Here is a 25,972-nt window from a genome sequence, read left to right as displayed (position 1 = left end):
CGCGAAACCCATCGCCGGTTCCACACGAAACGACATAGAGCCCATTTACGACGATTGCCCTTGTTGGCACCCAGAGTCTCGCATGCTAGGCGCGCGGTTCGGCTAAAGCAATGCGCTTCTCGCCGGTGGCGGTCGCCCGGGCAAGGCCGCACAGGCACTGAGCATGCGCTCGAGTGCCGCATCCAGCGTCGCGCGCGGACACCCGAAATTGAGTCGCAACCAGCCGGGAAGGCCAAAATCAGCGCCATTGGACAGGCCGACGCCGGCGTTCTCGAAAAAAGCCGCGGCGTCGCGGACGCCGAGGGCGCGCGCGTCGATCCACGCCAGGTAGGTCGCCTCGACCTGGTTCACGCTCAGACCCGGGATGTCGCCGAGTACCGCCGCCACCCGGTCGCGGTTGTCGCGCAGAACGGCGAGCAGCGCCTGTTGCCAGTCGTCGCAGTCGCGATAGGCGGCTTCCGTTGCCGCCAGGCCAAGGGCATTCACATGCGGGACGATGCCGTGCATCGTCGCCTTGAAGCGACGCCGCAGCGCAGCGTTGGGAATGACCGCGAAAGCGCAACCGAGGCCGGGAATGTTGTAGGTTTTCGACGGCGCCATCAGGGTGATGCTGCGCTCGGCGATGTCGGCGTCGATCATCGCCAGTGGCCGGTGTCGCAGGTGCCGGTCGAGCAGCAACTGGCAGTGGATTTCGTCGGAACAGACGATCAGCTGGTGGCGTTTGCAGAAGGCCGCGATCTGGGCGAGTTCCTCATCGTCCCAGGCGCGCCCCACCGGGTTGTGCGGGTGGCAGAGCAGCAGCAGGCGGCTGCTCGGCGTCAGCGCTCTCTGCAAGGCGGCGAAATCCCACACCCAGCGGCCGCCAAGTTGCTGCAGCGCGGCGGTGGCCAGTTCCTTGCCGGCCAGGCCGGGTGCCGAGAGGAACGGCGGATAGATCGGCGTAGCCGTCAACACGTCGCCGTCGACCGCGCGGCAGGCGACGTTGAGCCCGCTGACCAGCCCCGGCAGCCAGACCAGCCAGTCGGCCTCGATCTGCCAGTCGTAGGCGCGCTGCAGATGCCCGAGGACGGCAGCGAGCAGCGGCGGTGTCGCCTCTGCGTAGCCGAAACAGCCGTGGGCGACGCGTTTTTCAAGGGCGCTGATGATCGCCGGCGGCGCCGCAAAATCCATGTCGGCAACCCACAGGGGGAGCACGTCGCGGTCAGCGTAGCGGTTCCACTTCAGCGAGTCGCCGTGGCGACGGTCGATGACGCGGTCGAAGACGAAATCACTCACCGGCAGCATCGGCACAATGCGCTCAGACTTCGAGGTCCGCAAAGAGGGCCGTCGACAGGTAGCGTTCACCGAAAGAGGGGATGACGACGACGGTCAGCTTGCCCGCGTTCTGCGGCCGCCGCGCGACTTCCATCGCCGCCCATACCGCGGCCCCGGAAGAAATGCCGACGAGCAGGCCTTCTTCCGTCGCCATTCTGCGGGCGGTGGCGAAAGCGTCGTCCGCGCTGACGCGCAGCACTTCGTCGTAGATCGCGGTGTTGAGCACCTTCGGCACGAAGCCAGCGCCGATGCCCTGGATCGGATGCGGCCCCTTCGTTCCACCGGAAAGCACCGGCGAAGCGTCGGGCTCGACGGCGATCACCTGCACGCCGGGCTTCCTCTCCTTGAGCACTTCGCCGACGCCGGTAATCGTGCCGCCGGTGCCGACGCCGGCGACGAAAATGTCGACCTGGCCATGCGTGTCACGCCACACTTCTTCGGCCGTCGTCGTGCGGTGTATCGCCGGGTTGGCCGGGTTCTCGAACTGCTGCGGGATGTAGTAGCGCGAATCGGCGGCGGCCATGGCTTCGGCGCGGCTGATGGCGCCGCCCATGCCGTCCGGCCCGGGCGTGAGGACCAGTTCGGCCCCGTAAGCCTTGAGCAGCAGGCGGCGCTCACGGCTCATCGTTTCCGGCATCACGAAGCAGCACTTGATCCCGCGCGCCGCGCAGACCATCGCCAGACCGATGCCGGTGTTGCCCGAGGTCGGTTCAAGAACGATCGTCTCCGGGCCGATCCGGCCTGCCGCCTGCGCGGTGTCGATCATAGCCATGGCGATGCGATCCTTGACGCTGTGCGCCGGATTGCAGAACTCCAGCTTGGCGGCGATGGTGCCTTCGATGCCGGTAGTGATTCGATGCAGCCTGACCAGTGGCGTATTGCCGATCAGGCCGGTGACGTCGTTGACGATGTTCATGGGCATCTCGATGATCTCCTCGAAAGTGTGCGGTGTCTGGACCGGCTCGGGAACGAACAGCGGCGTGTGAGAGGTCAAGGCCGCTGGCGTTTCCGGCCAAGCCTATCACCGCTACGCGTGTCTGCGGCGTGAAACTAGCCCAGGAACAGCTTGTACGCCTGGTTGTTGGTCTCGTTCCAGTGGGCGTAGCCGACCTTCTTCAGGAAGTCCTCGAATTCGTTCATTTCACTCGGCGGTACCTGCATGCCGACCAGTACTCGCCCGTAGTCGGCGCCGTGGTTGCGGTAGTGAAAGAGACTGATGTTCCAGCCGGCGCTCATGCTGTTGAGAAACTTCATCAGCGCGCCAGGGCGCTCGGGAAACTCGAAACGGTAAAGAAGCTCGTTGCTGATGCGTGGCGAGTGGCCGCCAACCAGATGGCGAATGTGCCCCTTGGCCATTTCGTCGTCGGTCAGATCGAGGGCCGGATAATCGTGCCTGTGCAGCTGTTCGAGCAGCTTTATCGATTCGGCGCGGGAACTGACCTGGATGCCGACGAAGACGTGTGCGTCGCGCTGGTCGTTGTAGCGGTAGTTGAACTCGGTGATGTTGTGCGACCCGATCAACGACACGAATCGCTTGTAGGCACCGGGTTTCTCGGGCAGGGTCACGGCAAAGACGGCTTCGCGTTGTTCGCCCAGTTCGGCGCGTTCGGCAACGAAGCGCAGACGGTCGAAGTTGAGGTTGGCGCCGGAGGCGATGGCGACCAGCGTCTTGTCTTTCAATTTGTGCGCGCGGGCGTATTCCTTGGCGCCGGCTACCGCCAGCGCGCCCGCCGGTTCGAGGACCGCGCGGGTGTCCTCGAAGACGTCCTTGATCGCCGCACAAATGGCGTCGGTGTTTACCAGGACCATTTCATCGACGTACATCTGGCAGAGGCGGAAGGTCTCCTCGCCGACGTATTTGACCGCCGCACCGTCGGCAAACAGGCCGACATGGTCGAGCCGCACGCGCTTGCCGGCCGCCAGCGAGCGCGCCATGGCGTCGGCGTCGCTGGCTTCAACCCCGATGATTCGGGTCTCCGGCCGGACCCGCTTGATGTACGCGGCAACGCCGGAAATCAGCCCGCCGCCACCGACACAGCAGAATACGGCATGGATCGGCTTGCCGTGCTGGCGGAGGATTTCCATGCCTATCGTCCCCTGGCCGGCGATCACCTCCGGGTCGTCAAAAGGGTGCACGAAGCTCAGTTTTTCGCTCTTTTCCAGTTCGCGGGCGTGCGCGTAGGCGTCGTCGAACGACTCCCCGACCAGCACCACTTCACCGCCGAAGGCCCGTACCGCCTGCACCTTGATCTGCGGCGTCGTGGTCGGCATGACGATCACCGCTCGACAGCCGACCTTGGCCGCCGCCAGCGCCACGCCTTGGGCATGATTGCCGGCCGACGCGCAGATCACCCCACGTTTCAGCTTCTCCGCCGAGAGATGAAAGATCTTGTTGTAGGCGCCGCGCAGCTTGAAGGAAAAAACCGGTTGCAGGTCTTCCCGCTTGAGCAGTATACGGTTGCCGGTACGCGCCGAAAGGCCGGGCGCGAAATCAAGCGGCGTTTCGCTTGCCACGTCGTAGACCTGCGCGTTGAGAATTCTTTCGAGGTAGTCCATGGGCATGATGGCGGCGGGAGTGTGCGGCAAGGGAAACCGCGGATTCTAGCAGGTGAAGCGGTCGCCGATCACTTCGCGGGCCTTCGACTACCTGCTTCTTCCCCGCCGGAAGAGGGTTACCGCCGCATCGACCACTCCCTGGACGCTTCCGGCGTTGGCGAAGTGCTGGCGAAGCAGGCTCGCGTGGTTGCCTTCACCGATCACTTCGTGGCGCAGCTGATCGAGTGCCGTCACGCTGTCCAGGGCCGCGGCATGGGGCTCGAGGCGGACCAGGGTGGCAAGGATGTCGTCGCGCAGCAGCTGACTCGCATTGCTCTTGGGATGCACCAGGACGCCGTCGAGCCCGAAGCGGCAGGCCTGAAAACGGTTGTAGTTGTAGACCAGATAGTCGTCCTCGACCGGCGGCGCTTCATCACGTTGCAGGAGCATGCGGCAGAGCGCCTGCAAGTAAGCGGCCAGCGCCGCGGCGCGATCGACGGTGAGCGGCGTATCGCAGACACGCAGCTCGATCGTGCCGTACTCCGGTTTCGGGCGGATGTCCCAGTAGAAGTCCTTCATGCTCTTTACCACGCCGGTTTTTTCCATCTTGGCGAAGTAGTGTTCTGCGAACTCCCGCCAGTCGAAAATCAAGGGCGCACGGCCGCTCAAGGGAAAGGCAAAGACCGAATTGAGGCGCGCCGAGTCGAACTGGGTGTCGACGCCCTGGAAGAACGGTGACGAGGCGGACAGGGCGATGAAGTGGGGTACATAGCGATTCAGGGCATGCAGCAGGTAGAGCGCTTCATTGGCGCTGGCGCAGCCGATATGTATGTGTTGTCCGAAGACGGTGAACTGCTTGGCAAGATAGCCGTAGAGGGTTGAAAGCTGATTGAAGCGCGGGTTGGGAAAAATGCGCCGCTCGGACCAGCGCTGGAAAGGATGCGTGCCACCGCCGCAGACGGCGACGTTGAGGCGGTCGCCGGAGCGAACCAGCGCGTCGCGAATGCTGCGCAGTTGGGCGAGCAGCTCGGCGTGGCTGTGATGCACGGCGGTCGAGATCTCGATCATGCTTTCGGTGATCTCGGGCTTGACGTCGCCGGGGAAGGTCCGGTGACCGAGCAGGTGGAGCAGATCGCTGGCCGAGCCGGAAAGGTCGAAGTCGGTCCAGTTGACCAGCTGCAATTCGAGTTCGATTCCCATGCTCAGGGGTTCGCTGGCCTTGAAGGCGTTGAGGGCCACGCTCAGCGACCCTCGCGCGGGTGCGTTTCGCCGGCCCAGACCAGCGCCTGGCGAGTAAGGATCGGGCCAATCACTTCAAGCAGCAGGACGATCGCCGCCAGGCCGGCCACCTGATCGAGGGCGTAGAGCTTGAGGTGGCGAGTCTGCTCGAGCAGGACGATGACCAGGCCGGACATCGGCGTCATGGCCAGTCCGGTCAGCGCGCCTTTTCGCCAGGTGATGCCGCTGGGACGGGCGAAGAGCGTCGTCGCGGCCATCTTGACGGCCAGACGCAGCGCGATGACCGCCAGCGCCAGCGTCAGTCCGTTGCGCACCTGCTGCCAGTCGAGTGAGGCGGCGATAAAAACGAACAGGAGCACGGTCAGCAGGTCGCCGAGGGTGCCGAAGTTACGCTGCGCCTGCGAGAGAATCGCTCGCCGGTGCCGGGCGACCAGTCCGAAGGCCAGTGCCGCCAGCAGCGGCGAGAACTTGAAGGCGTGCGTTACGGCGGTCAGCAGCAGGGCTGCGGCGGCAAAGGCGACGGTCGCGTTGCGGTCAATCCTGCCGAGCTGGCGGAGCAGCGCCGGAACGGCCACACCGAAGGCCGCGCCGATGGCGACCGATACGCCGATGACCACCAGGCTGTTCCACACCGCCTCGAAGGCGCTGCCAGCGCTGGCCAGCACCCAGTAGCCGACGACAGCCTTGAAGACGAACAGCGAGAGCACGCAGTTGCAGGCGGTGAGGTGGAACAGGCGTTCGGTGACCTGGCCGGAGCTTTGCAGTTCGTTGGCCACGCGCAGTACCGCTGCCGGTGACGTGGCCATGGCCAGAGCGGCGAGCAGCAGCGACGGCACCATCGGCAGGGCGAAGGCCTGCGCCAGAATGAACACTGCCGCAAAGCTGCCGGCCGCTTCGGCCACGCCGGTGATGGCCAGCCACGGGTTGACGCGCAGCCAGCGCAGGTTGATGCGATAGCCGAGTTCGAAAAGGATCAGTCCGAAGGCAAAATGTGCGAGCAGCGCGACCGGCGTTCCCGATGGGTTATCGAGAAATCCCCCCTGGCTGGCCGCCATCGCGAAACCGGCGATGCCATAACTGCTGATTCGCGGCAGCGACAGCAGACGGTAGGCGAGTTCGCCGACGACCCAGGCGGTGGCGATCGCCGCCGGCCAGGCAACGCTGGCCAGGATCCCGTGCAGCGTTTCGTGAATCAAGTGGGCCGGCCCACGAGCCGGGACGTCGGCGCCACGCGCCTGACGAGCGCGATGCACGGCCTTGCCTGACCTGGCGTCCGCGCGCGTGGCTGCTTCGCCGTGGTCAGGCGCTGGTCACGCTTGCCGCGCAGCCCGGGCGTTCGCGGCTCGCTGGCGAAACCAGTCGCCCGACAACTATTCCTGCTCATGCGCCCTCCCAAGCTGATGGCGACAGGATACCCGAGGAAGCCGAGCTGCGACGGCCCTGGGGGGAACCTTTTGCTGCTGCCCGGCTGGCAAGAACGAGCGCACTCGCGGCGGTGCCTGTGGCCAGCGCCGCCGATCGGCGGCCATCGCTGTTGCACTGCAATAAGCTAGAATTCGCCTTTTGCCGCTAGCCGAGAGTTTCAATGAACGCACGCCTGCGCGAGATCCCCTATAACTACACGTCGTTTTCCGACCGCGAGATCGTTATTCGACTGCTCGGTTCGGAAAACTGGGCCTTGCTTGACCAGTTGCGTGCCGAACGCGTCACCGGTCGCTCGGCGCGCATGCTCTATGAAGTGCTGGGAGATATCTGGGTAGTGCAGCGCAATCCCTACCTGGAGGACGATCTGCTCGCCAGCCGTGAGCGGAGGACGGCGCTGATCGGCGCACTTCGCCATCGCCTGCGCGAGATCGAGAAGCGCCGCCAGGGTAACGAACGTGTCTTGCAGCTGCTCGTCGCGGCCGAGGCGGCGGTGGATGCCTTCGAGCGCCATTTCGATCATACGGCCACGCTGCGCAGCAAGGTCCGGAAAGCGCTTTCCCGGCATACGCGCCGCGACAATATTGCCTTCGACGGCCTGGCGCGCGTCTCGCACGTCACTGACGCCACCGACTGGCGCATCGAATACCCCTTTGTGGTGGTGAACCCGGACAGTGAGGAAGAGATCGCCGCTCTGGTACGCGCGTGCATCAAGCTCGGGCTGACGATCATTCCGCGCGGTGGCGGTACCGGGTATACCGGCGGTGCGATTCCGCTGACGCCGCTTTCGGCGGTGATCAACACCGAGAAGTTGCTCAATATCGGCGCCGTCGAGGAAACGCTGCTGCCCGGATGCGATCGCCCGTACGCGACGATCCGTACCGGCGCCGGGGTGGTCACGGCCCGCGTCGCCGAGGCCGCGACGGCCGCCGGTCGGGTGTTCGCCGTCGACCCGACTTCGGCCGAAGCCTCGTGCATTGGTGGCAACGTGGCGATGAATGCTGGCGGCAAGAAGGCGGTGCTCTGGGGGACGGCGGTCGATAACCTTGCCTGGTGGAAGCTGGTTGACCCGAGCGGTCACGAGATGGAAGTGACGCGCATCGGCCACAACTTCGGCAAGATCCACGAACAGGAGAGCGTGCGCTTCGAGATCAGGCGCTTTCGTCAGGACGGCAAGACGCTCTACGGCGAGCCGGAAATCCTGGACATTCCGGGGCCAAGGTTCCGCAAGGCGGGTCTCGGCAAAGACGTTACCGACAAGTTCCTGGCCGGCCTGCCGGGCGTGCAGAAGGAGGGAACGGACGGCCTGATCGTCGCCGCGCGCTGGGTTCTGCACCGCATGCCGCAACATGCACGCACCGTCTGCCTGGAGTTTTTTGGCCAGGTCCGCGAGGCGGTGCCGGCGATCGTCGAGATCACCGATCTTTTCGCGCCTGGCGGTGGCGGCCAGGACGCCGGCGTCCTGCTCGCCGGACTCGAACACCTCGACGAGCGCTACCTGCGCGCCGTCGGCTATGCCACCAAGGCCAAGCGCAAGGCGGAAAACGCCGGGCGACCGAAAATGGTGCTCATCGGTGACCTGGTCGGCGACGACGAGAAGGCGGTGATGAGCGCCGCGTCGGAAGTGGTGCGCCTGTGCAATCTGCGCGGCGCCGAAGGCTTCATTGCCGTGGACGCCGAAACGCGCCGGAAATTCTGGCTCGATCGCTCGCGTACCGCCGCCATTTCACGCCACACCAACGCTTTCAAGCTCAACGAGGACGTGGTCATTCCGCTGCCGCGGATGGGCGAATACTGCGACGGCATCGAGCGTATCAACATCGAGCTGTCGATCGGCAACAAGCTGGCGCTGTGCGACTCGCTGAGCGACTTCCTGCACGGCGATCTGCCTTTGCATCGTGGCGATGCCGAACTCGACCAGGAGTTGCTGATCGGCGAACGCCGGCTGGCAGCGCTGGAAGCGGTGGCCATCGTGCGCGCTCGCTGGCAGTGGCTGCTCGACAATCTCGACCTGCCGCTGCACGAAGCGGAAGCGCAGTTCGCTACGCGCGGCCTGAGCAGCGGCGAGCTGAAAAATCGCGCACCCGGGCCGACGCTCTTTCATCGCCTGCAGGACTACTCGCTACGCGTCTCCTGGAAGAGCGAGCTCAAACCGCAGCTCGAAGGCATTTTCGACGGCGTCGTCTACCGGCCGGTCGTTGAGCGCCTCGCCGCGATTCACCAGCAGACGCTGCGCAGCCGCTTGTTTGTCGCCCTGCACATGCACGCCGGCGACGGCAATGTGCATACCAATATTCCGGTGAACTCCGATGACTACGAAATGCTGCAGGCCGCCTATGCGGTGGTCGAGCGGATCATGGCCCTGGCCCGGGCGCTCGACGGAGTGGTGTCGGGCGAGCACGGCATCGGCATTACCAAGCTGGAATTCCTCAGCGACGACGAAATCCAGCCCTTTCGCGATTACAAGGCCAGGGTTGATCCGGAAGGCCACTTCAACAAGGGCAAGTTGCTGCCCGGCGGTGACCTGAGCAATGCCTACACGCCATCGTTCTCGCTGCTCGGCACCGAGTCGCTGATCATGGAGCAGTCGGAAATCGGCCACATCTCGGCGATGATCAAGGACTGCCTGCGTTGCGGCAAGTGCAAGCCGGTCTGTTCGACGCATGTGCCGCGCGCCAACCTGCTCTACTCGCCGCGCAACAAGATTCTCGCCACGTCCTTGCTGATCGAGGCATTTCTGTACGAGGAGCAGACCCGGCGCGGCGTTTCGCTACGCCACTTCGACGAATTCAACGACGTCGCCGATCACTGCACGATCTGCCACAAGTGCCTGACCCCGTGCCCGGTCGACATCGACTTTGGCGATGTCACGATCCGCATGCGCAATCTGCTGCGCGAGCAGGGCAAGAAGAAGTTCGTGCCGGCGAAAGCGGCAGCCATGGCCTTTCTGACAATCAAGGATCCGGCGACCATCAAGCTGGTCCGCAAGCTGATGATCGACTGGGGCTATCGGGCACAGCGCCTGGCTTACCGGGCGGCGAAGTCGCTGGGCCTGATTCAGGCGCAAACGCGCCAGCCGCCGGCGACGCTCGGTTCGCCAAAGCTCCGCTCGCAGATCATCCACTTCATCAACAAACCGATGCCCGGCGGGCTACCCAAACGCACTGCGCGTGCCCTGCTCGACATCGAGGACGACAAGATTGTGCCGATCATCCGCGATCCGCACAAGGTCAGCGCGCCGGACTACGACGGCGACGCCGTTTTCTATTTCCCGGGCTGCGGCTCCGAGCGGCTGTTTTCGCAGGTTGCCCTGGCAACGCAGGCGATGCTCTACGAGATCGGCGCGCAAACCGTTATGCCGCCCGGCTATCTGTGCTGTGGCTATCCGCAGACCGCTGCTGGCGAGGCCGACCAGGGGCAGACGATCATCACCGACAACCGCGTGCTCTTCCACCGCGTCGCCAATACCTTGAACTACCTGGATATCAAGACCGTCATCGTTTCCTGTGGCACCTGTATGGACCAGCTGGAAAAATACCACTTCGAGCAGATCTTTCCCGGTTGCCGCCTGCTTGATATTCATGAGTACCTACTGGAAAAAGGCGTCTGCCTCGACGGCGTCAGCGGCAGCCGCTACCTGTACCACGACCCCTGCCACGCGCCGATGCGAACCATGCCCGGCATCAAGGTGGTCAACCGCCTGATGGCGCAGCCGGTCGAGCTCTCCGCGCGTTGCTGCGGCGAGTCAGGAACCCTGGCCGTGACCCGTCCCGACGTGTCGACGCAAGTGCGCTTCCGCAAACAGGAGGAGATCGCCGGCGGCGTCGAAAGGCAGCGGGCAGACGGTTTTGCCGGCCCGATCAAGATCCTCACATCCTGCCCGTCGTGCCTGCAAGGGCTGTCGCGCTACAACGACGACAGCGCTACCGAGGCCGATTACATCGTCGTCGAAATGGTCAAACGCCTGCTTGGCGAAGACTGGCTGGCGCGCTACGTCAGCCGGGCCAACAATGGCGGCATCGAGCGGGTGCTGCTTTAGCGCGTGGGCGATACGGATGGTGGGTGATCGGCGGCGAAGCTTGCGCGAAGCTTTCAGTATAGAATGCCCGCCACATTGCGGCTGCCTGGAGCGGAGGTCCCCTCGCTCCTGCGGCTGATTTGCACTGTCCCTGACCCGCGCGGATAGGCCGCTGACGGGTCGATTCCGAACGCTCTTGGGGACGTCAAGAAGGCAGGTGACCAGGATCGAGAAAATATCTGGTTCTTCGTCGCTTCCCGCGCAGTCGCGCGGCGCGCGCGTGTTCGGGCGTTTCGCGCCGGCGCTGTACGTCCTCGGCATCCTGATCACCGGCTTCGGTTTCCTGATGCTGATCCCGCTGGCCCTCTCCTGGGCGACCGCCGACGGCGCGCATGGCGCCTACGACGAAGCGGTGCTGATCACCGTCCTCAGCGGCTTGCTGCTTTCGTTCTCGATAGGCAGGCAGCGCCGCGAGATGCGGGTGCGCGAGAGTTTTCTGCTGGTTGCCCTGATCTGGGCATTGCTGCCCGCTTTTGGCGCCCTTCCCCTGTATCTGCACATCGACGAACTGACATGGACCGACGCCTACTTCGAGGCCGTTTCGGGACTCACGGCGACCGGTGCAACGGTCCTCTCCGGACTTGATCAGTTACCCCTATCGATCAACTTCTGGCGTACCTTCATGCACTGGATCGGTGGTCTCGGCGTCGTCGTTCTTGCCGTCGCCATCCTGCCCCTGCTCGGCTTTGGCGGCCGCGGAATGCTCAAGGCCGAAACGCCCGGTCCGATGAAGGACTCCAAGATCACGCCGCGCATCACCGAGACTGCCAAAGGTCTGTGGGTCGTCTATGTGATTCTCACCATTGCCTGCGGCCTAAGTCTGAATTACGTCGGAATGGAGCCGTGGGACGCCATGATGCACGCTTTCTCGGTGATGGGCCTCGGCGGTTTTTCGACCAAGGACGCCAGCGTCGGGCACTTCGACAGTCTCGAGATCGAGCTCGTGGTCGTCTTTTTCGCCCTGCTCGCCGGCATCAACTTCAGCACCCACTTCCTGGCCTTCTCGCAGCGTTCGCTGCGCGCCTATCTGGCCGACGTCGAGGCGCATTATTTCCTCGGCATTCTCGCTCTGAGCATCCTGGCGCTGTCGCTTTACCTGTGGCCGGAGGCGATCTATCCGGACTTCCTGACGACCCTGCGCTACGTCGGTTTCCACTCCGTGTCTCTGGCCACTTCGCTTGGCTTTGCGACGACCGATTATGTTCAGTGGCCGCTGTTCGGGCAACTGTGGATCCTCTTTCTGGGCAGTTTCGTCGCCTGCTCGGGTTCGGCCGGTGGCGGGATCAAGATGATGCGCGCGGTCGTTCTCTACAAGCAGGTGTCACGCGAACTGACGCGGGCCATGCATCCGCGCGGCCTGCAGACCGTTCGCTTCGGCGAGACGGTGATTCCGGACCACGTGCTGCACGCGATCCTCGGTTTCATGTTCATTTACGTGGTCAGCATCGTCGTGATGACGCTGCTGATGGTCGCGACGCGGCTGGACATCATCACCGCCTTCTCGGCCGTAGTCGCCTGCTTGAACAACACCGGCCCCGGACTGAACCTCGTCGGTCCGGCGACGACCTACGCCGTGCTCACCGACTTTCAGACCTGGGTGTGCACCTGGGCCATGCTGCTCGGACGTCTGGAGATCTTCACGTTGCTGGTCTTGCTCACGCCGGGCTTCTGGCGGCGTTAGCCGGTCGCCATCCCGAGCTCTGGCCGTGGCGACTGCCGCCGCCGGGCGCGACCGCGCGATTCCACGCGGGTTCGCCGCGCAAGCCTGACTTTCCAGTGTGGTGTCAGTTTCCAGTAAGAATCGACATCAATAATCGCGCCGGTGGTTCCCTTGGATGCTTCGGGATCCGCTCAATCGATCGAAAAAAAATTGGAGGAGGTAATCATGGACGACAGCGGAAAGGCCTACTGGTCGGCGACGCTCGGGTTGTTAACCAAGATCCTAATAGTATGGTTCCTGGTTTCGTTTGGCGCGGGCATCCTGTTCGCACCCGCACTCAATAGCATCCATCTGGGCGGCTATCCCCTGGGCTTCTGGTTTGCCCAACAAGGGGCGATGTACGTGTTCATCGCGCTGATCTTCTACTACAAGAAGAAGATGGGTGAAATCGACCGTCAGTTCGACGTTCACGAAGAATAAGGGGCCAACAATGGATCTGCAAACAACGATTTATCTGGTCGTCGGCGCAAGTTTTGCGCTGTACATCGGCATCGCCCTCTGGGCGCGTGCCGGTACCACCAGCGATTTCTACGCTGCCGGCGGTCAAGTCGGGCCGGTGATGAACGGCATGGCGATCGGCGCGGACTGGATGTCGGCCGCCTCGTTCATCTCGATGGCCGGCCTGATCTCCAACATGGGTTACGGCGGTGGCCTCTTCCTGATGGGCTGGACCGGCGGCTACGTGCTGCTGGCAATGCTGCTCGCTCCCTACCTGCGCAAGTTCGGCAAGTTCACCGTGCCGCAGTTCATCGGCGACCGCTTCTACTCGAAGGCCGCCAGCACGGTCGCGGTTCTCTGCCTGCTGGTCGCTTCGCTGACCTACATCATCGGTCAGATGACCGGCGTCGGTGTGGCCTTCTCGCGCTTCCTGGGTGTGACGAGCGAAACCGGAATCTACGCGGGTATGGGCATCGTCTTCTTGTACGCCGTGTTCGGCGGCATGAAGGGGATTACCTACACGCAGGTGGCGCAATACTGCGTGCTGATTTCTGCCTACATCATCCCGGCGATCTTCATCTCGATTCAGCTCACCGGCAACCCCATCCCGCAACTGGGTCTGGGTTCCAACATTGTCGGCCAGGATGTCTCGCTCCTGCACAAGCTGGACATGGTGGTCAGCGATCTCGGATTTGCCAACTACACCACGTCAGACGCTGGCGGCATGTTGAACATGTTCGTGTACACGATGTCGCTGATGATCGGTACCGCCGGTCTGCCGCACGTCATCATGCGCTTCTTCACGGTGCCGACGGTGGCTGCCGCGCGTAGTTCCGCCGGTTGGGCGCTGATCTTCATCGGCCTTCTCTATACCACCGCACCTGCCGTTGCGGCGATGGCCAAGACCAACCTGCTGCGCACGATCACCCCGGGCGTGGTGATGGGCAATGCCGATCCTTACGCTGCCGACTCGCAACTGGTGTACGAGGAGCGTCCGGACTGGATGAAGCGCTGGGAAAAGACCGGTCTGCTGAAGTGGGAAGACAAGAACGGCGACGGCCGCATCCAGTACTACAACGACAAGTCCAAGAGCGATGCCTTCAAGGCCAAGGCCGAGAGTGCTGGCTGGAAGGGCAACGAGCTGACGGTCAACGCCGACATCATCGTTCTCGCCAATCCGGAAATCGCGTTGTTGCCGAACTGGGTGATCGCGCTGGTTGCTGCCGGTGGTTTGGCTGCCGCCCTGTCGACTGCCGCTGGCCTGTTGATGGCCATCTCGGCCGCGATCTCGCATGACCTCATCAAGAACGTCTTCGTTCCGGAGATCAGCGAGAAAAACGAGCTGCTGGCGGGCAAGATCTCGATGGCCGTGGCGATCGTCATCGCGGGTTATCTGGGTCTCAACCCGCCGGGCTTCGCGGCTGGTACCGTGGCACTGGCCTTCGGGATCGCGGCGAGCTCGCTGTTCCCGGCGATCATGATGGGTATCTTCTCGAAGAAAATGAACAAGGAAGGCGCTATCTGCGGCATGCTTGCCGGCCTGTTCGTCACCCTTTTCTACGTGTTCGCAGCCAAGGGTATCTTCTTCATCAAGGGAACCGAGTACCTGCACCTGATCGGTGGGCCAAACAGCTTTTTCGGCATTACGCCGGAAGCCTTCGGTGCTATCGGAGCCTGTGTCAACTTCGGCGTTGCCTTCATTGTCGACAAGATGACCCCGGAACCTCCGGACCACATCCAGGCAATGGTCGAAGCAGTGCGCATCCCGCGTGGCTCAGGGGCTGTTACGGGCGCTCACTAATCGCAGTTGGCTTTATGATCATGCTGTCGTCCGGCTTCCAGTCGGCGGCAGCGGGCAAGGAGAACCCCGCTGGTGGCTGTGGCGGGGTTTTTCTTTGCTCGGTTGCCTTGAATGGTAATTACCTCTGGGTTTCTGAGTGCGCGCAGTGGCGCGAAACACAAGGAGTAGTGGATGACTATCAGCGTCGCGATAACATGGATACTGTTTCTCGGCCTCTTTCCAATTGCTTTCTTCTGGCTGCGGCGGGCGTGGCGCATCCTTTTCAAGAGGGACTTTTCCGAGGTGGCGCTGAAAGGCGGCGTGCCACCCGCCAAGCCGGAGAAGTATGCGCCCTACACGGCGGCCATCAATCTGGTTGCCGGCGGCGTCGCGGTGGCGGTGATCCTGATGATCATCATCGGTGGCGTCGCGTACGACATCTGGAGCGCAATTGCCGGGTCGACAATCTGGATGAAGTTCTTTGCCGACTACATCGTCAGCCGGAATGCCCACGCCAGCTGGGGCAAGAAGAAGGCGCCGGCCGCACCTGGCGACCGTGGCTGACGCTTCTCTGCGTCTTGCCGTCGCGAGCGCGCGGTTGCTGCAGCTCGCAGTAGCCGTTACGGCCGCTGGTCGGAAGGACTGCCGGGACTCTATGCGCCGCTGGTGACGCTATCCGGCTTCGCTGGCTGCCGCTCGATCCTGACCTCCAGCGCCTTGGCCTCGGCATCACTGATGATCTCGAACAGGTTGACGACTTTCTTGACGTCGGTGGTCGTGCGCGCGACCTGGATTGCCGCGTCCGCCTCCTGCTGGGTGACCAGGCCCAGCAGATAGACGACACCGGCTTCGGTGACTACCTTGACATGCGCGGCGCTGACCCTGCCCGAGTCCACCAGGCGTGCCTTCACCTTGGTGGTGATGTAGGAGTCCTGGCTGCGCGTGCTCAGTGAGCTGGCCGGGGCGATGGCCAGTTCGTCGTAGACGCCCTTGACCTGCGGTATGGCGGCGACCAGGCGCGCCACTTCGGCCTTGATCGCCTCGGATGGGACCTCGCCGGTGATCAGCACCTTGCGGTTGTAGCTGGTGAAGTTGGTGTGCGACTGCTCCCCCGCCTTTGTGCTGACGTTTCCTGCCGCTTTCCATTCGATGGTTTCGTCGTCAGTCTGCGTGCCGAGAGAGCGGCGATCGACTGCCGACAGGGTTGCTTGCGTCGCGCCGGCGGCGACCAGCGGGATGCAACCCTGCAGCGTCGGTACCAGGGTCACGGCAAGAAGCAGGCTGGTGGCCAGAGTCTTTTTCATTCCTCAACTCCCATGAGCAGGCCGTCTATGCCATCGCAAAGGCAGTGGATGGCGAGCAGGTGCGTTTCCTGAATGCGTGCGGTGCGCTCGGCAGGCACGGAGATATGAACGTCGCTATCGCAGAGCATTTCACCGATCGCGCCGCCGCCCTTGCCGGTCAGCGCCACCACGCGTAGTTCGTTCTCGTGTGCGGCGTTGATCGCTTCGATGACGTTGGGCGAGTTTCCCGACGTCGAGATGGCCACCAGCACGTCGCCTGGCTGGCCGAGGGCGCGGACCTGCTTGGCAAATACCATCTTGAAGCCATAGTCATTGCCGATGGCGGTCATGATGGACGTGTCGGTGGTCAGTGCAATCGCCGCCAGCTCGTGCCTTTCGGCCTCGAAACGGCCAACCAGCTCGGCGGCCAGGTGCTGCGCGTCGGCGGCTGAGCCGCCGTTGCCGCAGGCGAGGATCTTGCCGTTGTTGAGCAGGCAGCCGACCATTGCCTCGATCGCCTGTGCGATTGGGGCGGCCAGCAGTTCGCTGGCGTCCAGCTTGGTCTGCGCGCTGTCCTGGAAGTGCTGTTTGATACGGGCGATCAAATTCATGGGCTGTGCTTGACCAGACTGAAAGAGGAGCCAGGGATCTTAACACCAGGGAGTCGCGAGGACCGCGCAGTCAACACTGATCACCGCGGCTTCGATGGCGCGATGATGCGGCGGCACGGCCAGCGTGCGGATCCGGGGTGCTCTGGGGTTGCAGGCGCCGGCAGTGGTTGGCGGCACGCTCTAGGGCGCCGCAAAGGCGTCACGCAACCATTCGATTGCCGTGTCGGATAGATCGTCCAGGAGCAGGCAGTCGAAGCGGCATTCAGGTTCACGCTGGCCTGCCTGCGACGCCAGGTAATGGCGCGCGGCGAGGATGATGCGGCGTTGCTTGGCGCTGGTGATGCTGGCCGCCGCGCCACCATAATTGGCGTTGCGGCGCAGGCGGACTTCGACGAAGACGAGCTCTCGTCGTTCCTGGCAGATCAGGTCTACCTCGCCGCCGCGGCAGCGGTAATTGCGTCTCAGGATGGTTAGGCCGTTGCGCTCGAGGAAGGACGCCGCCAGCCGCTCGGCGAGGAGGCCCGGTGTTGGCGGGCTTTCGCCTGGCCCGGCCGTGCTATCTTTGTCGCTTGCCTGCGGACGGATCGTCATGACGGAAGAACTCCCTGCGTTGTATGTGGTGCCCACGCCGCTCGGCCATCTTGGCGACATGACCCAGCGTTCGATCGAGGTCCTGCGGCGGGTGGCGTGGGTGGCCGCCGAGGACACGCGCCACAGCGGGCCGCTACTCCGACATTATGGCTGTACAGCACGTTTGCTGGCGGCGCATCAGCATAATGAACAGTCTGCCGCGCAACAGGTCATCGCTCGCCTGGCGAACGGCGAGTCGGTGGCGCTGGTGGTAGACGCCGGCACGCCTGCGGTGTCCGACCCTGGAGCGCGGCTGGTAGCCAGGGTGCGTGCGGCCGGCTATCGCGTCGTCCCTTTGCCGGGTCCCTGCGCGGCGATCGTCGCGCTGTCTGCAGCCGGACTCGATGACCCGCATTTCCTCTTCTATGGCTTCCTGCCGAGCAAGGCGGGGCAGCGCGCAGAGGCCTTGCGCGGACTGGCCCATTTGCCCTACGCGCTGGTTTTCTACGAGGCTCCGCATCGCATTCTCGACGCGGTGGCGGCGCTGGCTGACGCGTTTGGACCGACACGAACTGTGGTTCTGGCGCGCGAACTGAGCAAGTTGTTCGAATCCATCCATGTCTGTCCGCTTGCCGAAGCACGCGACTGGTTGCTGGCAGACGCCAACCGGCAGCGCGGCGAGTTCGTTGTGCTCGTTTCGGGGGCGGCGTCGCTGGACGACGGTGCCGAAGGCGAAAGGGTCGTCAAGCTGCTGCTCGACGATGGCCTGCCGGTCAGCCAGGCCAGCCGCCTGGCGCACGCGATTACCGGGGTCGGCAAGAAAGCCTTGTATGAACTGGCCTTGCGACTGAAGGCTTGAACGCTGCCTGGCTGGCCGCAGGAGGCGCGCCTTCGATCGGGGACGACGCCGACCCCTGGGGCCTGTTTCGGCCGCCAGGAGAAAATCATCTAGAATCCGGTCTTTCCCTTGTCGCGGTTCAAGAATGCAGATCACTCTTACTCGTCCTGACGATTGGCACCTTCATCTGCGCGATGGCCAAGCGCTGAGCGCAGTGTTGCCGCATAGTGCCCGTCAGTTTGCCCGGGCCATCGTGATGCCCAATCTGCGCCCGCCAGTGACCACCGTCGCTGCGGCGAGCGAATACCGGGCGCGGATCCTGGCGGCCTTGCCGCGCGGTGCGCAGTTCGAACCGCTGATGACCCTCTACCTGACCGATAGCACCTCGGCCGATGAAGTGCGGCGCGCTGTCGATAGCGCCTTCGTGCACGCGGTGAAGCTGTATCCGGCGGGGGCGACGACCAATTCGGATTCCGGGGTCAGCGATCTCGACAAATGCGCTGCAGCGCTTGCCGAAATGGAACGGTCCGGGATGCCCTTGCTGGTGCACGGCGAGGTGACCGATCCGGCCGTCGATGTCTTCGATCGCGAACAGCGCTTCATCGAGAGCGTCCTGCAGCCGCTGCTGGCACGCTACCCTGGTCTCAAGCTTGTATTCGAACACATCACCACCAGCGATGCCGCTGATTTCGTGGCCAGCGCGGGGCCGAACCTGGCAGCGACGATTACCGCGCATCACCTGCTCTACAATCGCAACGCCATTTTTTCCGGCGGCATTCGCCCGCACCACTACTGCCTGCCGGTGCTCAAGCGTGAGGCGCATCGGCTGGCGCTGGTGCGCGCGGCGACATCGGGCAACCAGCGGTTTTTTCTGGGCACGGATTCGGCGCCGCATGCGCGGAGCAGCAAGGAGACCAGTTGCGGTTGCGCCGGCTGCTATACGGCGCACGCGGCGCTTGAGCTCTACGCGGAAGCTTTTGAGGCGGCCGGTGCTCTTGATCGGCTGGAAGCCTTCGCCAGCTTCAACGGTGCCGATTTCTATGGCCTGGCACGCAATACCGGGACGGTGACGCTGCGCCAGGAGGAGTGGCTGGTCGCCGAGGCGTTTCCCTATCTCGGCGACGATATGCTGGTTCCACTACGTGCCGGCGAGCGGCTGCGCTGGCGGATGCTCGCTTGATGTTGGCGGATCGCCCTGCGCGTGCCCGCTGCGCGATTCGCATGAGGAGGCTTGCTGTGTTGCGGAAAACCTTGTTGTTCTTGTTCCTGCTACCGCTGCTGGTCGCCTGCTCCGATCAGCGTGCGTCCTTCGAGATCGCTTCGAGTCAGCATGCGCTGACGCTGATCCGCATCAAGAACTTCTTCTGGGAAAAGACTGCTTCCTACGCCATCGTGGCGGCGCGGATGCCCGAGTGCATGCGCCGCCACGACATGGGGAAGGGCGGCGCCGAAACGCCGGTCGAGGTCTACGCGCCCGGGAACGACGCCTGGATTCTCAAACAGGGTCGCCGCATGCTGGTCGTCGAGACGCGAACCTGCGAGGGCTTTGCCCGGCTTGAAGAAGAGCCTGCCGACGGCATGGGCCCCTTGCAGGGCAGCTTCGAGATGCGCAATGGGAGCTTGACCTTCGTCGCCGCGCCGAAGGGTGATAGGCAGACGGAAGCTGTGGCGCCGGCGCCGCAGTGAACCAGTGAGTCCATCCGGCTGGCCGTCTCCGGGTGGCCTGTTTGCGCCATTGTCACCCCTTGTCGAGGGCATTCCCTTCGCGCCTGACGCGGCATCGCTAGAGTTGCTCAGTGCTCGCCTCGACCTGCGCACGGCTAGCGGCCGGCGGCTTTCGTTCATTGCGCCGCAAGGGGACGGGGTCGATTACGAAATGCGCATCTGGGCGCGCGGCGAGGTGGAGACGCGCCCCGCCAACTGGCACGATTTCTTCAATGCTCTGGTCTGGCTCAGCTTTCCGCTCAGCAAATCGGCGCTGAATGCCCGTCACGTCGAGTCGATGGCGGTGCCCGGCGCGCAACATGGTCGCGGTCGCGATCGTGATGCGCTGACACATTTCGATGAATGCGGCGTCATCGTCGTCTCCTCCGATCGTTCCCTGCTGGCCCTGCTGCGCAGCTTCCAATGGAAAACCCTGTTCTGGGAGCGACGCCTTGACCTCGCTCGCGCGTTGCGCTGTTTCGTCTTTGGCCACGCCACCTACGAGCAACTGCTGCAGCCGTTTCGCGGGCTGACCGCCAAGGCCGTGCTTCATGAAGTCAGCGCCGACTGGCTAAGCGCGCCGCTGTGCGAACAGCTGGCTGACGTCGACCGGCGTCTGGCGGGTGAAGTGGCGGCTGGATTGCACGCCGATCCGAGCGCTTTTCACCCTCTGCCACTGCTCGGTCTGCCCGGCGTGACGGCCGCCAACGAAAACGCCGCGTACTACGATGACGCCTGGCAATTCCGCCCGGGGCGAACGCGGCGGCGCGTATAATCAGCGTGGGAAGTCGGTCAGGCAGCCGCTGGGCAAGAGGTCACCACCTTGCGCCGAGAGGAAAGTCCGGGCTCCGCAGAGCAGGATGCCGGTTAACGACCGGGCACCGTGAGGTGACGGAAAGTGCAACAGAGAACAGACCGCCGATGTCCGCGCTCAGACAATCGAGAGCGGGCAGGTAAGGGTGAAACGGCGAGGTAAGAGCTCACCGCGGCCGTGGTAACACGGCTGGCACGGCAAACCCCATCCGGAGCAAGGCCAAATAGGGAAGCATGGGCGTGGCTCGCGCTGCTTCCGGGTAGGCTGCTTGAACGTACTGGTAACAGTGCGTCTAGAGGAATGGCTGTCCACGACAGAACCCGGCTTATCGATCGGCTTCCCGCTATTCCCGTCTGACCGGCAGTCGTTGCTGCCAATCCAACAGCTTTCCTCCCCTCGGCCGCCTCCCGCGAGCCCGCTCCTCGGCCGCTTCGCGCACGTGCAAAGCGTGTGCCGGCCGAGTTTGCCTGCCTTTCTTGAGAGATCACTTTAACTCCAGAAATTGCGCCATTGTTTTATAAAAACAATGTCCCTGTTGGCGTGCTTCAGAAGTCGTCCATAAGTCCTTGTAGCTATTGAGAAAAGCAATGCAAGAGTCCTTGCTTTAGCGCAATCTTTGTCTTAAAGTGGGGGCAAGTAGTAGAAAGTGGGAAGATTGCGGTGTTCTCGGCAAGATTGCAAGGGAAGAGTTGGATTGATGTTTCAGGGTGCTGCGGCGTTGAGTCTCGATGTGAAAGGCAGGCTGGCCATTCCGGTACGTCACCGGGAGGCCCTGGCCTCGGTCGCTGACGGTCGCCTGGTGCTGACTGCGCACCCGCATCGTTGCTTGCTTCTCTACCCCGAGCCCGCCTGGGAGCCGATTCGCGACAAGGTTCTCGCTGCTTCGAGCATGAATCCGCAATCGGCGGCGATCAAGCGGCTGTTGGTCGGTAATGCGCGCGAAGAAGCGATGGATGCGGCTGGCCGCCTGCTGATCGCTCCCGAGCTGCGCCAGTTCGCCGAATTGGAAAAGCAGGTCTGGCTGGTCGGGCAGGGCAGTCATTTCGAGATCTGGTCGGACAGCGGCTGGAAGAGGCAGCAGGACGCGGTCTTTCTTCTCAGCGATCAGTGTCTGCCGCCGGGTCTTGAGGACCTGGCGCTGTGACCTTGCCGTCGCAGCATCAGACGGTTTTGCTGCGGGAGGCGGTTGATGCGCTGGAGATCAAACCCGCGGGGACCTATGTCGACGGCACCTTTGGTTGCGGCGGGCACAGTCGGGCGATTCTCGACAGGCTCGGACCGGACGGTCGCCTGCTCGCGCTCGATCGTGACCCGGACGCCGTGGCGCTGGCTCGGGAGACGCCGGACCGGAGGTTGCGGGTCATGCACCAGAGCTTCGGCGAATTGACCGAAGCCTTGCGGATGGCGGGAATCGACGTCGAGCAGGGTGTCGATGGCGTGCTTCTCGATATTGGCGTTTCGTCGCCGCAGCTCGATCAAGGGGAGCGGGGGTTCAGCTTTCGTTATGACGCACCGCTGGATATGCGGATGGATACGACGCAGGGCGAGACTGTCGCGCAGTGGTTGCAGCGGGCCGGCGTGCAGGAGATTACGGAGGTCATCAGGAATTATGGGGAAGAACGGTTTGCTTTCCAGATTGCAAAGAAGGTTGTGGCTGCTCGGGGAGAGCGGCCGCTTACAACCACGGGTGAGCTCGCAGCCCTTGTACGCGCGGCCGTGCGGACCCGCGAGCCTGGCAAGGACGCGGCGACGCGTACCTTTCAAGCTCTACGGATTCATATCAATCAAGAGCTCGAGCAGCTCACGCTAGTGCTGCCGCAGGCAATGACAGTCCTCAAGCAGGGTGGGCGCCTGGTGGTGATCAGTTTCCACTCGCTCGAAGACCGGATCGTCAAGCGCTTCATGCACGACGGCGCAGCTCCCGATCGCCTGCCCAGAAAGCTGCCCTTGCGTGCCGTCGATCTGCCGCAGCCGGATCTGCGCCTGGTCGGCAAGGCGCGCAAGGCGAGCGCAGCAGAAGTCGCTGCCAACCCGCGCGCGCGTAGCGCCGTGATGCGCGTGGCCGAAAAGCTGGCCAGGAAGGCGGCCTGAAATGGTCCGCCTGAACGTGCTCCTGCTCTTGACGGTGATGCTCTGCAGCCTGGGGGTCGTGACTTCGCAACACAAGGCGCGGCAGCTCTTTCAGGCGCTTGAAGTGCAGCAGGAGCGCACGCGCCAGCTGGAGATCGAGTTCGGGCAACTGCAACTCGAACTGTCGACCTGGGGGACGGCGCCGCGAATCGAAAAAATCGCCGTCGAGAAGCTCGGCATGCGCACCCCCGACGCCGAGACCTTGCTTCCCTCGTTGCCGACTGGGGGCGCGTCGCGATGATGCGTTTCAAGGGGAAAGTCGCTCACAAATTCGCCGAGAGCCCGTTGCTCGAGCTGCGTCTGCCTGCCTGGCGGTCGCGCCTGATGGCTTTGCTGATTCTCTTTTCCTTCGTTGTCCTGATTGGCCGCGCTTTCTACCTGCAGATACTCGACACCGACTTCCTGCAGGAAAAAGGCGAGTCGCGCTACCGCCGCGACATCGAAATTACCGCGTCGCGCGGACGTATCGCCGACCGCCACGGCGACGTTCTGGCCATTTCGACGCCGATGAGGTCGATCTGGGCAGTCCCGCCGGCGGCACAGTTGACTTCCGAGCAGACCCAGCATCTGGCCGCACTGCTGGAGATCGACGCGCAGGGCCTGGCCCGCAAGCTGACCAGCGACAAGCCTTTCGTCTTCCTGCGTCGCCAGATTCCGCCGCCAGTGGCTGCGCAGGTGGCCGCGCTCAAGTTGCCGGGCATCGGTCAGGACAAGGAATATCGCCGCTTCTACCCGACCGGCGAGATGACTGCGCACATGGTCGGTTTCACCGGCGTCGACGACAAGGGGCTGGAAGGAGCCGAGCTGGCTTTCCATGCGCAATTGCTCGGCGCGCCGGGCAGTCGCAGCGTGATCAAGGACCGGCGCGGCCAGATCGTCGAAGACGTGGGATCGGTCAAGCCGCCGCAGGATGGCGAAGATATCAGCCTGGCGCTGGACTCCAAAGTCCAGTACCTGGCCTATAGCCAGCTCAAGCAGGCGATCGCCGACAGCAAGGCAAAAGCCGGCGGAATTGTCGTCCTTGACGCCAGGACCGGTGAAATACTCGCCCTGGCCAACTGGCCGACGTATAACCCGAACAACCGCGAGAGCCTTTCCGGCGGGCAGTTGCGCAACCGCGCCCTGACCGACACCTTTGAGCCGGGTTCGACGCTCAAGCCGTTTACCATCGCCCTGGCGATGGATAGCGGCAAGGTGCGTTTCGACACCCAGATCAACTGTGCGCCCGGTCGCCTGCAAATTGGCGGTGCGACGATTTCCGACACCCATCGCTACGGCGTGCTGACCGTCGCCGAGGTCATCCAGAAGTCGTCGAACGTCGGATCTTCGAAGATTGCCGCCATGTTGCCGGCGCAAGCGATGTGGGAGATGTTCCACAACGTCGGTTTTGGACAGGTGCCGAGGCTCGGCTTCCCGGGCGAGGTCAGCGGCCGCCTGCGCCCCTGGAAGTCGTGGCGGCCAATCGAGCAGGCGACGATGTCCTTCGGGCATGGGCTTTCGGTGTCGCTGATCCAGCTGGCGCGCGCCTATTCCGTTTTTGCGCGCGACGGCGACCTCGTGCCGCTCTCGCTGACCCGTGTTGTCGGTGCGGCGAAGCCGCGCGGCACGCAGGTGTTCAGCCCGCAGACGGCGCGGGAAGTACGGGCCATGCTCGAGATGGCGGTGCGCCCCGGTGGAACGGCTCCCAAGGCGCAGATCCCGGGCTATCGGGTTGCCGGCAAGACCGGTACCGCGCGCAAGCTCGAAAACGGCCGCTACACGACGACCAAATACGTCGCTTCGTTCGTCGGCTTTGCTCCGGCGTCCGACCCGCGCCTGATCGTTGCCGTGCTGATCGACGAGCCGCGTGGCAAGTACTATGGCGGCGAAGTGGCAGCCCCGGTTTTCGCCTCGGTGATGGCCGGCACCCTGCGCACGCTCGGCATTGCGCCGGACGCGCCGCTCGAGGTTGCGCAAGGCGCCAAGCCGGCGGTCAAGGCCAGGTTATGAGCAACTCGGACGTCGTCGCCGACGCCTCCGCCCGCGCTGTGCTGGTGCGGCTGGCGGAGCTGGGTGTGGTGCCCAGCGGCGTTACCGACGATAGCCGCCAGGTCGCCGTCGGCGATCTCTTTCTGGCCTACCCCGGCGACCTGGCCGATGGCCGCAGCCACATCGCCGCGGCCATCGCCGCGGGCGCTTGCGCTGTCCTTTGGGAGAGCCCCACGGCCGCTACGGCCGACTTTGTCTGGAACGCCGACTGGCGGATCGCCAATCTGCCGGTGCACGCCTTGCGCTCGTTCTGTGGGCCGCTGGCGCACGCCGTGTACGGGCGTCCGAGCGAGCGCCTGTCACTGATCGCGGTCACCGGCACCAACGGCAAGACCAGCGTGACGCAGTGGCTTGCCGCCTGCCACCCGCGCAGCTGCGCGCTCATCGGCACTTTGGGTGCCGGCTTCCCCGGCCAGCTTGCCGAGACCGGGTTTACGACCCCCGAGGCAACGACGCTGATGCGCTCGCTGGCACGCTTTGCTGACGAAGACGCGCAGGCCTGTGCGCTGGAAGCCAGCTCGATCGGAATTGCTGAAGGGCGCCTCGATGGTGCCCGCGTCGATGTCGCGGTATTCACCAACCTGACCCACGATCATCTCGACTATCACGGCACTTTCGCGGCCTACGCAGAGGCCAAGGCAAGGCTTTTCAGCTGGCCCAGGCTACGCCTGGCGGTGTGCAATCTTGACGACCCCTTCGGGCGTGAGCTGGCGGCGCATAGTTCGGCGACCAAGGTGATCGGCTACACGCAGCAGGAGGCGTCCGACGGTCGGCAGGGAACCGTGCGTGCGCAAGACGTTGAGGAAACCATCGACGGCCTGCGCTTCCGGCTTTGCGCTCCGAGCGGGCGTGCTCTTGTCGAGACCGGGCTGCTCGGTCGTTACAACGTTGCCAATCTCCTGGCCGTCGCCGCAGTCCTGATCGACGCCGGCTTGACGCCCAAGGCCGTTGCCGAACGCTTCGCGCAGTTGCGTTCACCAGCCGGCCGCCTGGAGAAGATCGGTGGCCACAACGAGCCGCTGGTGGTTGTCGATTACGCCCATACGCCGGACGCTCTGGGCAGCGCCCTGGGCGCCTTGCGGGCGGTCGCCACGGCGCGTGGCGCCGGTCTGACGGTCATCTTCGGTTGTGGCGGTGACCGGGATCGCGGCAAGCGACCGTTGATGGGGGCGATCGCCGTAGAGCGCGCCGATCGAGTCGTGCTGACCAGTGACAACCCGCGTGGTGAAGATGCGCAGACGATCCTCGACGAAATTCGCGTCGCGGCGCCGAATGCCGAGGTCCTGGTCGATCGCGGCGAGGCGATCCGGCGCACCGTTCTTGCGGCGCATCCGGCGGAAGTGGTGTTGATTGCCGGCAAGGGGCACGAGTCGTATCAGGAGATGCACGGCGTGCGGCGGCCGTTTTCCGATGCCGCGCAGGCGCGCGCTGCACTCGCTGCTCGCCAGGAGACGAGCCAATGACCGTG

22 protein-coding genes and 1 other RNA gene are annotated in these 25,972 nt (G+C 63.9%); 15 read left to right on the top strand and 8 right to left on the bottom strand.

From position 1 onward, the window contains the following. Positions 1 to 102 precede the first annotated feature (102 nt). The 5 genes from QZ634_RS12145 to QZ634_RS12125 form a co-directional block, all read right to left on the bottom strand. Positions 103 to 1,284 carry a PatB family C-S lyase gene (locus tag QZ634_RS12145; RefSeq protein WP_291988675.1) on the bottom strand — a complete coding sequence of 394 codons (1,182 nt, stop codon included), beginning with the start codon at positions 1,282 to 1,284 and terminating at the stop codon, positions 103 to 105. Positions 1,285 to 1,297: 13 nt separating this feature from the next. Beyond that, complete coding sequence (cysK, locus tag QZ634_RS12140) at positions 1,298 to 2,230, bottom strand: cysteine synthase A (protein WP_291988743.1); 933 nt, start codon at positions 2,228 to 2,230, stop codon at positions 1,298 to 1,300. Positions 2,231 to 2,364: 134 nt separating this feature from the next. Beyond that, positions 2,365 to 3,876, bottom strand: coding sequence for a threonine ammonia-lyase, biosynthetic (ilvA, locus tag QZ634_RS12135; RefSeq protein WP_291988741.1), 1,512 nt, complete (start codon positions 3,874 to 3,876; stop codon positions 2,365 to 2,367). Positions 3,877 to 3,957: 81 nt separating this feature from the next. Next, entirely contained in the window at positions 3,958 to 5,088 is a 1,131-nt protein-coding gene (locus tag QZ634_RS12130; protein ID WP_291988673.1) for a YbdK family carboxylate-amine ligase, read from the bottom strand. Positions 5,089 to 5,090: 2 nt separating this feature from the next. Next, on the bottom strand, positions 5,091 to 6,341 hold the full coding sequence (locus tag QZ634_RS12125; protein ID WP_291988671.1) for a cation:proton antiporter: 1,251 nt from the start codon (positions 6,339 to 6,341) through the stop codon (positions 5,091 to 5,093). Positions 6,342 to 6,673: 332 nt separating this feature from the next. On the opposite strand from QZ634_RS12125, the gene QZ634_RS12120 reads away from it, so the two are divergent. From QZ634_RS12120 to QZ634_RS12100, 5 genes are all read left to right on the top strand, one after another. Continuing rightward, positions 6,674 to 10,549, top strand: a complete 3,876-nt coding sequence (locus tag QZ634_RS12120) for a DUF3683 domain-containing protein (RefSeq protein ID WP_291988669.1) — start codon at positions 6,674 to 6,676, stop codon at positions 10,547 to 10,549. A 259-nt stretch (positions 10,550 to 10,808) separates the two neighbouring features. Next, the gene (locus tag QZ634_RS12115) at positions 10,809 to 12,269 is read left to right on the top strand and encodes a potassium transporter TrkG (protein WP_291988739.1); all 1,461 of its coding nucleotides are present in this window, start codon (positions 10,809 to 10,811) and stop codon (positions 12,267 to 12,269) included. A gap of 204 nt (positions 12,270 to 12,473) precedes the next feature. Then, on the top strand, positions 12,474 to 12,728 hold the full coding sequence (locus tag QZ634_RS12110) for a DUF4212 domain-containing protein (protein WP_042334185.1): 255 nt from the start codon (positions 12,474 to 12,476) through the stop codon (positions 12,726 to 12,728). A 10-nt stretch (positions 12,729 to 12,738) separates the two neighbouring features. After that, on the top strand, positions 12,739 to 14,547 hold the full coding sequence (locus QZ634_RS12105; RefSeq protein WP_291868201.1) for a sodium:solute symporter family protein: 1,809 nt from the start codon (positions 12,739 to 12,741) through the stop codon (positions 14,545 to 14,547). 171 nt (positions 14,548 to 14,718) lie between these two features. After that, positions 14,719 to 15,090, top strand: coding sequence for a hypothetical protein (locus tag QZ634_RS12100; protein ID WP_291988667.1), 372 nt, complete (start codon positions 14,719 to 14,721; stop codon positions 15,088 to 15,090). 89 nt (positions 15,091 to 15,179) lie between these two features. On the opposite strand, the gene QZ634_RS12095 is transcribed toward QZ634_RS12100, so the two are convergent. From QZ634_RS12095 to QZ634_RS12085, 3 genes are all read right to left on the bottom strand, one after another. After that, on the bottom strand, positions 15,180 to 15,830 hold the full coding sequence (locus tag QZ634_RS12095; protein ID WP_291988665.1) for a BON domain-containing protein: 651 nt from the start codon (positions 15,828 to 15,830) through the stop codon (positions 15,180 to 15,182). Further along, positions 15,827 to 16,420: a phosphoheptose isomerase gene (locus tag QZ634_RS12090; RefSeq protein WP_291903302.1), complete on the bottom strand. Its 594-nt coding sequence runs from the start codon at positions 16,418 to 16,420 to the stop codon at positions 15,827 to 15,829. The genes QZ634_RS12095 and QZ634_RS12090 overlap by 4 nt, the downstream gene beginning before the upstream one ends. Before the next feature lie 180 nt (positions 16,421 to 16,600). Then, positions 16,601 to 17,011 carry a YraN family protein gene (locus QZ634_RS12085; protein ID WP_291988663.1) on the bottom strand — a complete coding sequence of 137 codons (411 nt, stop codon included), beginning with the start codon at positions 17,009 to 17,011 and terminating at the stop codon, positions 16,601 to 16,603. Here QZ634_RS12085 and rsmI point away from each other — a divergent pair. The 10 genes from rsmI (at position 17,010) to QZ634_RS12035 (ending at position 25,967) form a co-directional block, all read left to right on the top strand. Next, positions 17,010 to 17,849, top strand: coding sequence for a 16S rRNA (cytidine(1402)-2'-O)-methyltransferase (gene rsmI / locus QZ634_RS12080; RefSeq protein WP_291988661.1), 840 nt, complete (start codon positions 17,010 to 17,012; stop codon positions 17,847 to 17,849). The genes QZ634_RS12085 and rsmI overlap by 2 nt on opposite strands. A gap of 124 nt (positions 17,850 to 17,973) precedes the next feature. Continuing rightward, entirely contained in the window at positions 17,974 to 19,008 is a 1,035-nt protein-coding gene (gene pyrC, locus QZ634_RS12075; protein ID WP_291988659.1) for a dihydroorotase, read from the top strand. 74 nt (positions 19,009 to 19,082) lie between these two features. Further along, positions 19,083 to 19,514 (top strand): hypothetical protein, encoded by a 432-nt coding sequence (locus QZ634_RS12070; RefSeq protein WP_291988657.1) that lies wholly within the window; start codon positions 19,083 to 19,085, stop codon positions 19,512 to 19,514. 4 nt (positions 19,515 to 19,518) lie between these two features. Then, positions 19,519 to 20,307, top strand: a complete 789-nt coding sequence (locus QZ634_RS12065) for a DUF3025 domain-containing protein (RefSeq protein WP_291988655.1) — start codon at positions 19,519 to 19,521, stop codon at positions 20,305 to 20,307. A gap of 9 nt (positions 20,308 to 20,316) precedes the next feature. Next, an RNA gene (gene rnpB / locus QZ634_RS12060) (RNase P RNA component class A) lies at positions 20,317 to 20,690 on the top strand. A gap of 353 nt (positions 20,691 to 21,043) precedes the next feature. Next, a complete protein-coding gene (gene mraZ / locus QZ634_RS12055) occupies positions 21,044 to 21,490 on the top strand; it encodes a division/cell wall cluster transcriptional repressor MraZ (RefSeq protein ID WP_291988653.1) in 447 nt (148 codons plus the stop codon). Further along, on the top strand, positions 21,487 to 22,437 hold the full coding sequence (rsmH, locus tag QZ634_RS12050) for a 16S rRNA (cytosine(1402)-N(4))-methyltransferase RsmH (RefSeq protein WP_291988651.1): 951 nt from the start codon (positions 21,487 to 21,489) through the stop codon (positions 22,435 to 22,437). The genes mraZ and rsmH overlap by 4 nt, the downstream gene beginning before the upstream one ends. Position 22,438: 1 nt before the next feature. Further along, positions 22,439 to 22,717, top strand: coding sequence for a cell division protein FtsL (ftsL, locus tag QZ634_RS12045; protein WP_291988649.1), 279 nt, complete (start codon positions 22,439 to 22,441; stop codon positions 22,715 to 22,717). After that, on the top strand, positions 22,714 to 24,465 hold the full coding sequence (locus tag QZ634_RS12040; RefSeq protein ID WP_291988647.1) for a penicillin-binding protein 2: 1,752 nt from the start codon (positions 22,714 to 22,716) through the stop codon (positions 24,463 to 24,465). The genes ftsL and QZ634_RS12040 overlap by 4 nt, the downstream gene beginning before the upstream one ends. Beyond that, positions 24,462 to 25,967, top strand: a complete 1,506-nt coding sequence (locus QZ634_RS12035; protein WP_291988645.1) for a UDP-N-acetylmuramoyl-L-alanyl-D-glutamate--2,6-diaminopimelate ligase — start codon at positions 24,462 to 24,464, stop codon at positions 25,965 to 25,967. The genes QZ634_RS12040 and QZ634_RS12035 overlap by 4 nt, the downstream gene beginning before the upstream one ends. Positions 25,968 to 25,972 lie beyond the last annotated feature (5 nt).

Source organism: Candidatus Accumulibacter sp. ACC007 (assembly GCF_907163205.1).
GTDB classification, from domain to species: Bacteria; Pseudomonadota; Gammaproteobacteria; order Burkholderiales; family Rhodocyclaceae; genus Accumulibacter; species Accumulibacter regalis.
Note: the sequence above shows the minus strand (reverse complement) of the source record. Positions and strands in the feature narration are given on the sequence as shown.

What these genes read in the sequence shown, in the direction of transcription:
- QZ634_RS12145 (WP_291988675.1), bottom strand. Translation starts at nt 1,284, where the DNA reads ATGCTGCCGGTGAGTGATTTCGTCTTCGACCGCGTCATCGACCGTCGC.
- cysK (WP_291988743.1), bottom strand. Translation starts at nt 2,230, where the DNA reads ATGAACATCGTCAACGACGTCACCGGCCTGATCGGCAATACGCCACTG.
- ilvA (WP_291988741.1), bottom strand. Translation starts at nt 3,876, where the DNA reads ATGCCCATGGACTACCTCGAAAGAATTCTCAACGCGCAGGTCTACGAC.
- QZ634_RS12120 (WP_291988669.1), top strand. Translation starts at nt 6,674, where the DNA reads ATGAACGCACGCCTGCGCGAGATCCCCTATAACTACACGTCGTTTTCC.
- QZ634_RS12110 (WP_042334185.1), top strand. Translation starts at nt 12,474, where the DNA reads ATGGACGACAGCGGAAAGGCCTACTGGTCGGCGACGCTCGGGTTGTTA.
- QZ634_RS12105 (WP_291868201.1), top strand. Translation starts at nt 12,739, where the DNA reads ATGGATCTGCAAACAACGATTTATCTGGTCGTCGGCGCAAGTTTTGCG.
- QZ634_RS12100 (WP_291988667.1), top strand. Translation starts at nt 14,719, where the DNA reads ATGACTATCAGCGTCGCGATAACATGGATACTGTTTCTCGGCCTCTTT.
- QZ634_RS12095 (WP_291988665.1), bottom strand. Translation starts at nt 15,830, where the DNA reads ATGAAAAAGACTCTGGCCACCAGCCTGCTTCTTGCCGTGACCCTGGTA.
- QZ634_RS12090 (WP_291903302.1), bottom strand. Translation starts at nt 16,420, where the DNA reads ATGAATTTGATCGCCCGTATCAAACAGCACTTCCAGGACAGCGCGCAG.
- rsmI (WP_291988661.1), top strand. Translation starts at nt 17,010, where the DNA reads ATGACGGAAGAACTCCCTGCGTTGTATGTGGTGCCCACGCCGCTCGGC.
- QZ634_RS12085 (WP_291988663.1), bottom strand. Translation starts at nt 17,011, where the DNA reads ATGACGATCCGTCCGCAGGCAAGCGACAAAGATAGCACGGCCGGGCCA.
- pyrC (WP_291988659.1), top strand. Translation starts at nt 17,974, where the DNA reads ATGCAGATCACTCTTACTCGTCCTGACGATTGGCACCTTCATCTGCGC.
- mraZ (WP_291988653.1), top strand. Translation starts at nt 21,044, where the DNA reads ATGTTTCAGGGTGCTGCGGCGTTGAGTCTCGATGTGAAAGGCAGGCTG.
- ftsL (WP_291988649.1), top strand. Translation starts at nt 22,439, where the DNA reads ATGGTCCGCCTGAACGTGCTCCTGCTCTTGACGGTGATGCTCTGCAGC.
- QZ634_RS12040 (WP_291988647.1), top strand. Translation starts at nt 22,714, where the DNA reads ATGATGCGTTTCAAGGGGAAAGTCGCTCACAAATTCGCCGAGAGCCCG.
- QZ634_RS12035 (WP_291988645.1), top strand. Translation starts at nt 24,462, where the DNA reads ATGAGCAACTCGGACGTCGTCGCCGACGCCTCCGCCCGCGCTGTGCTG.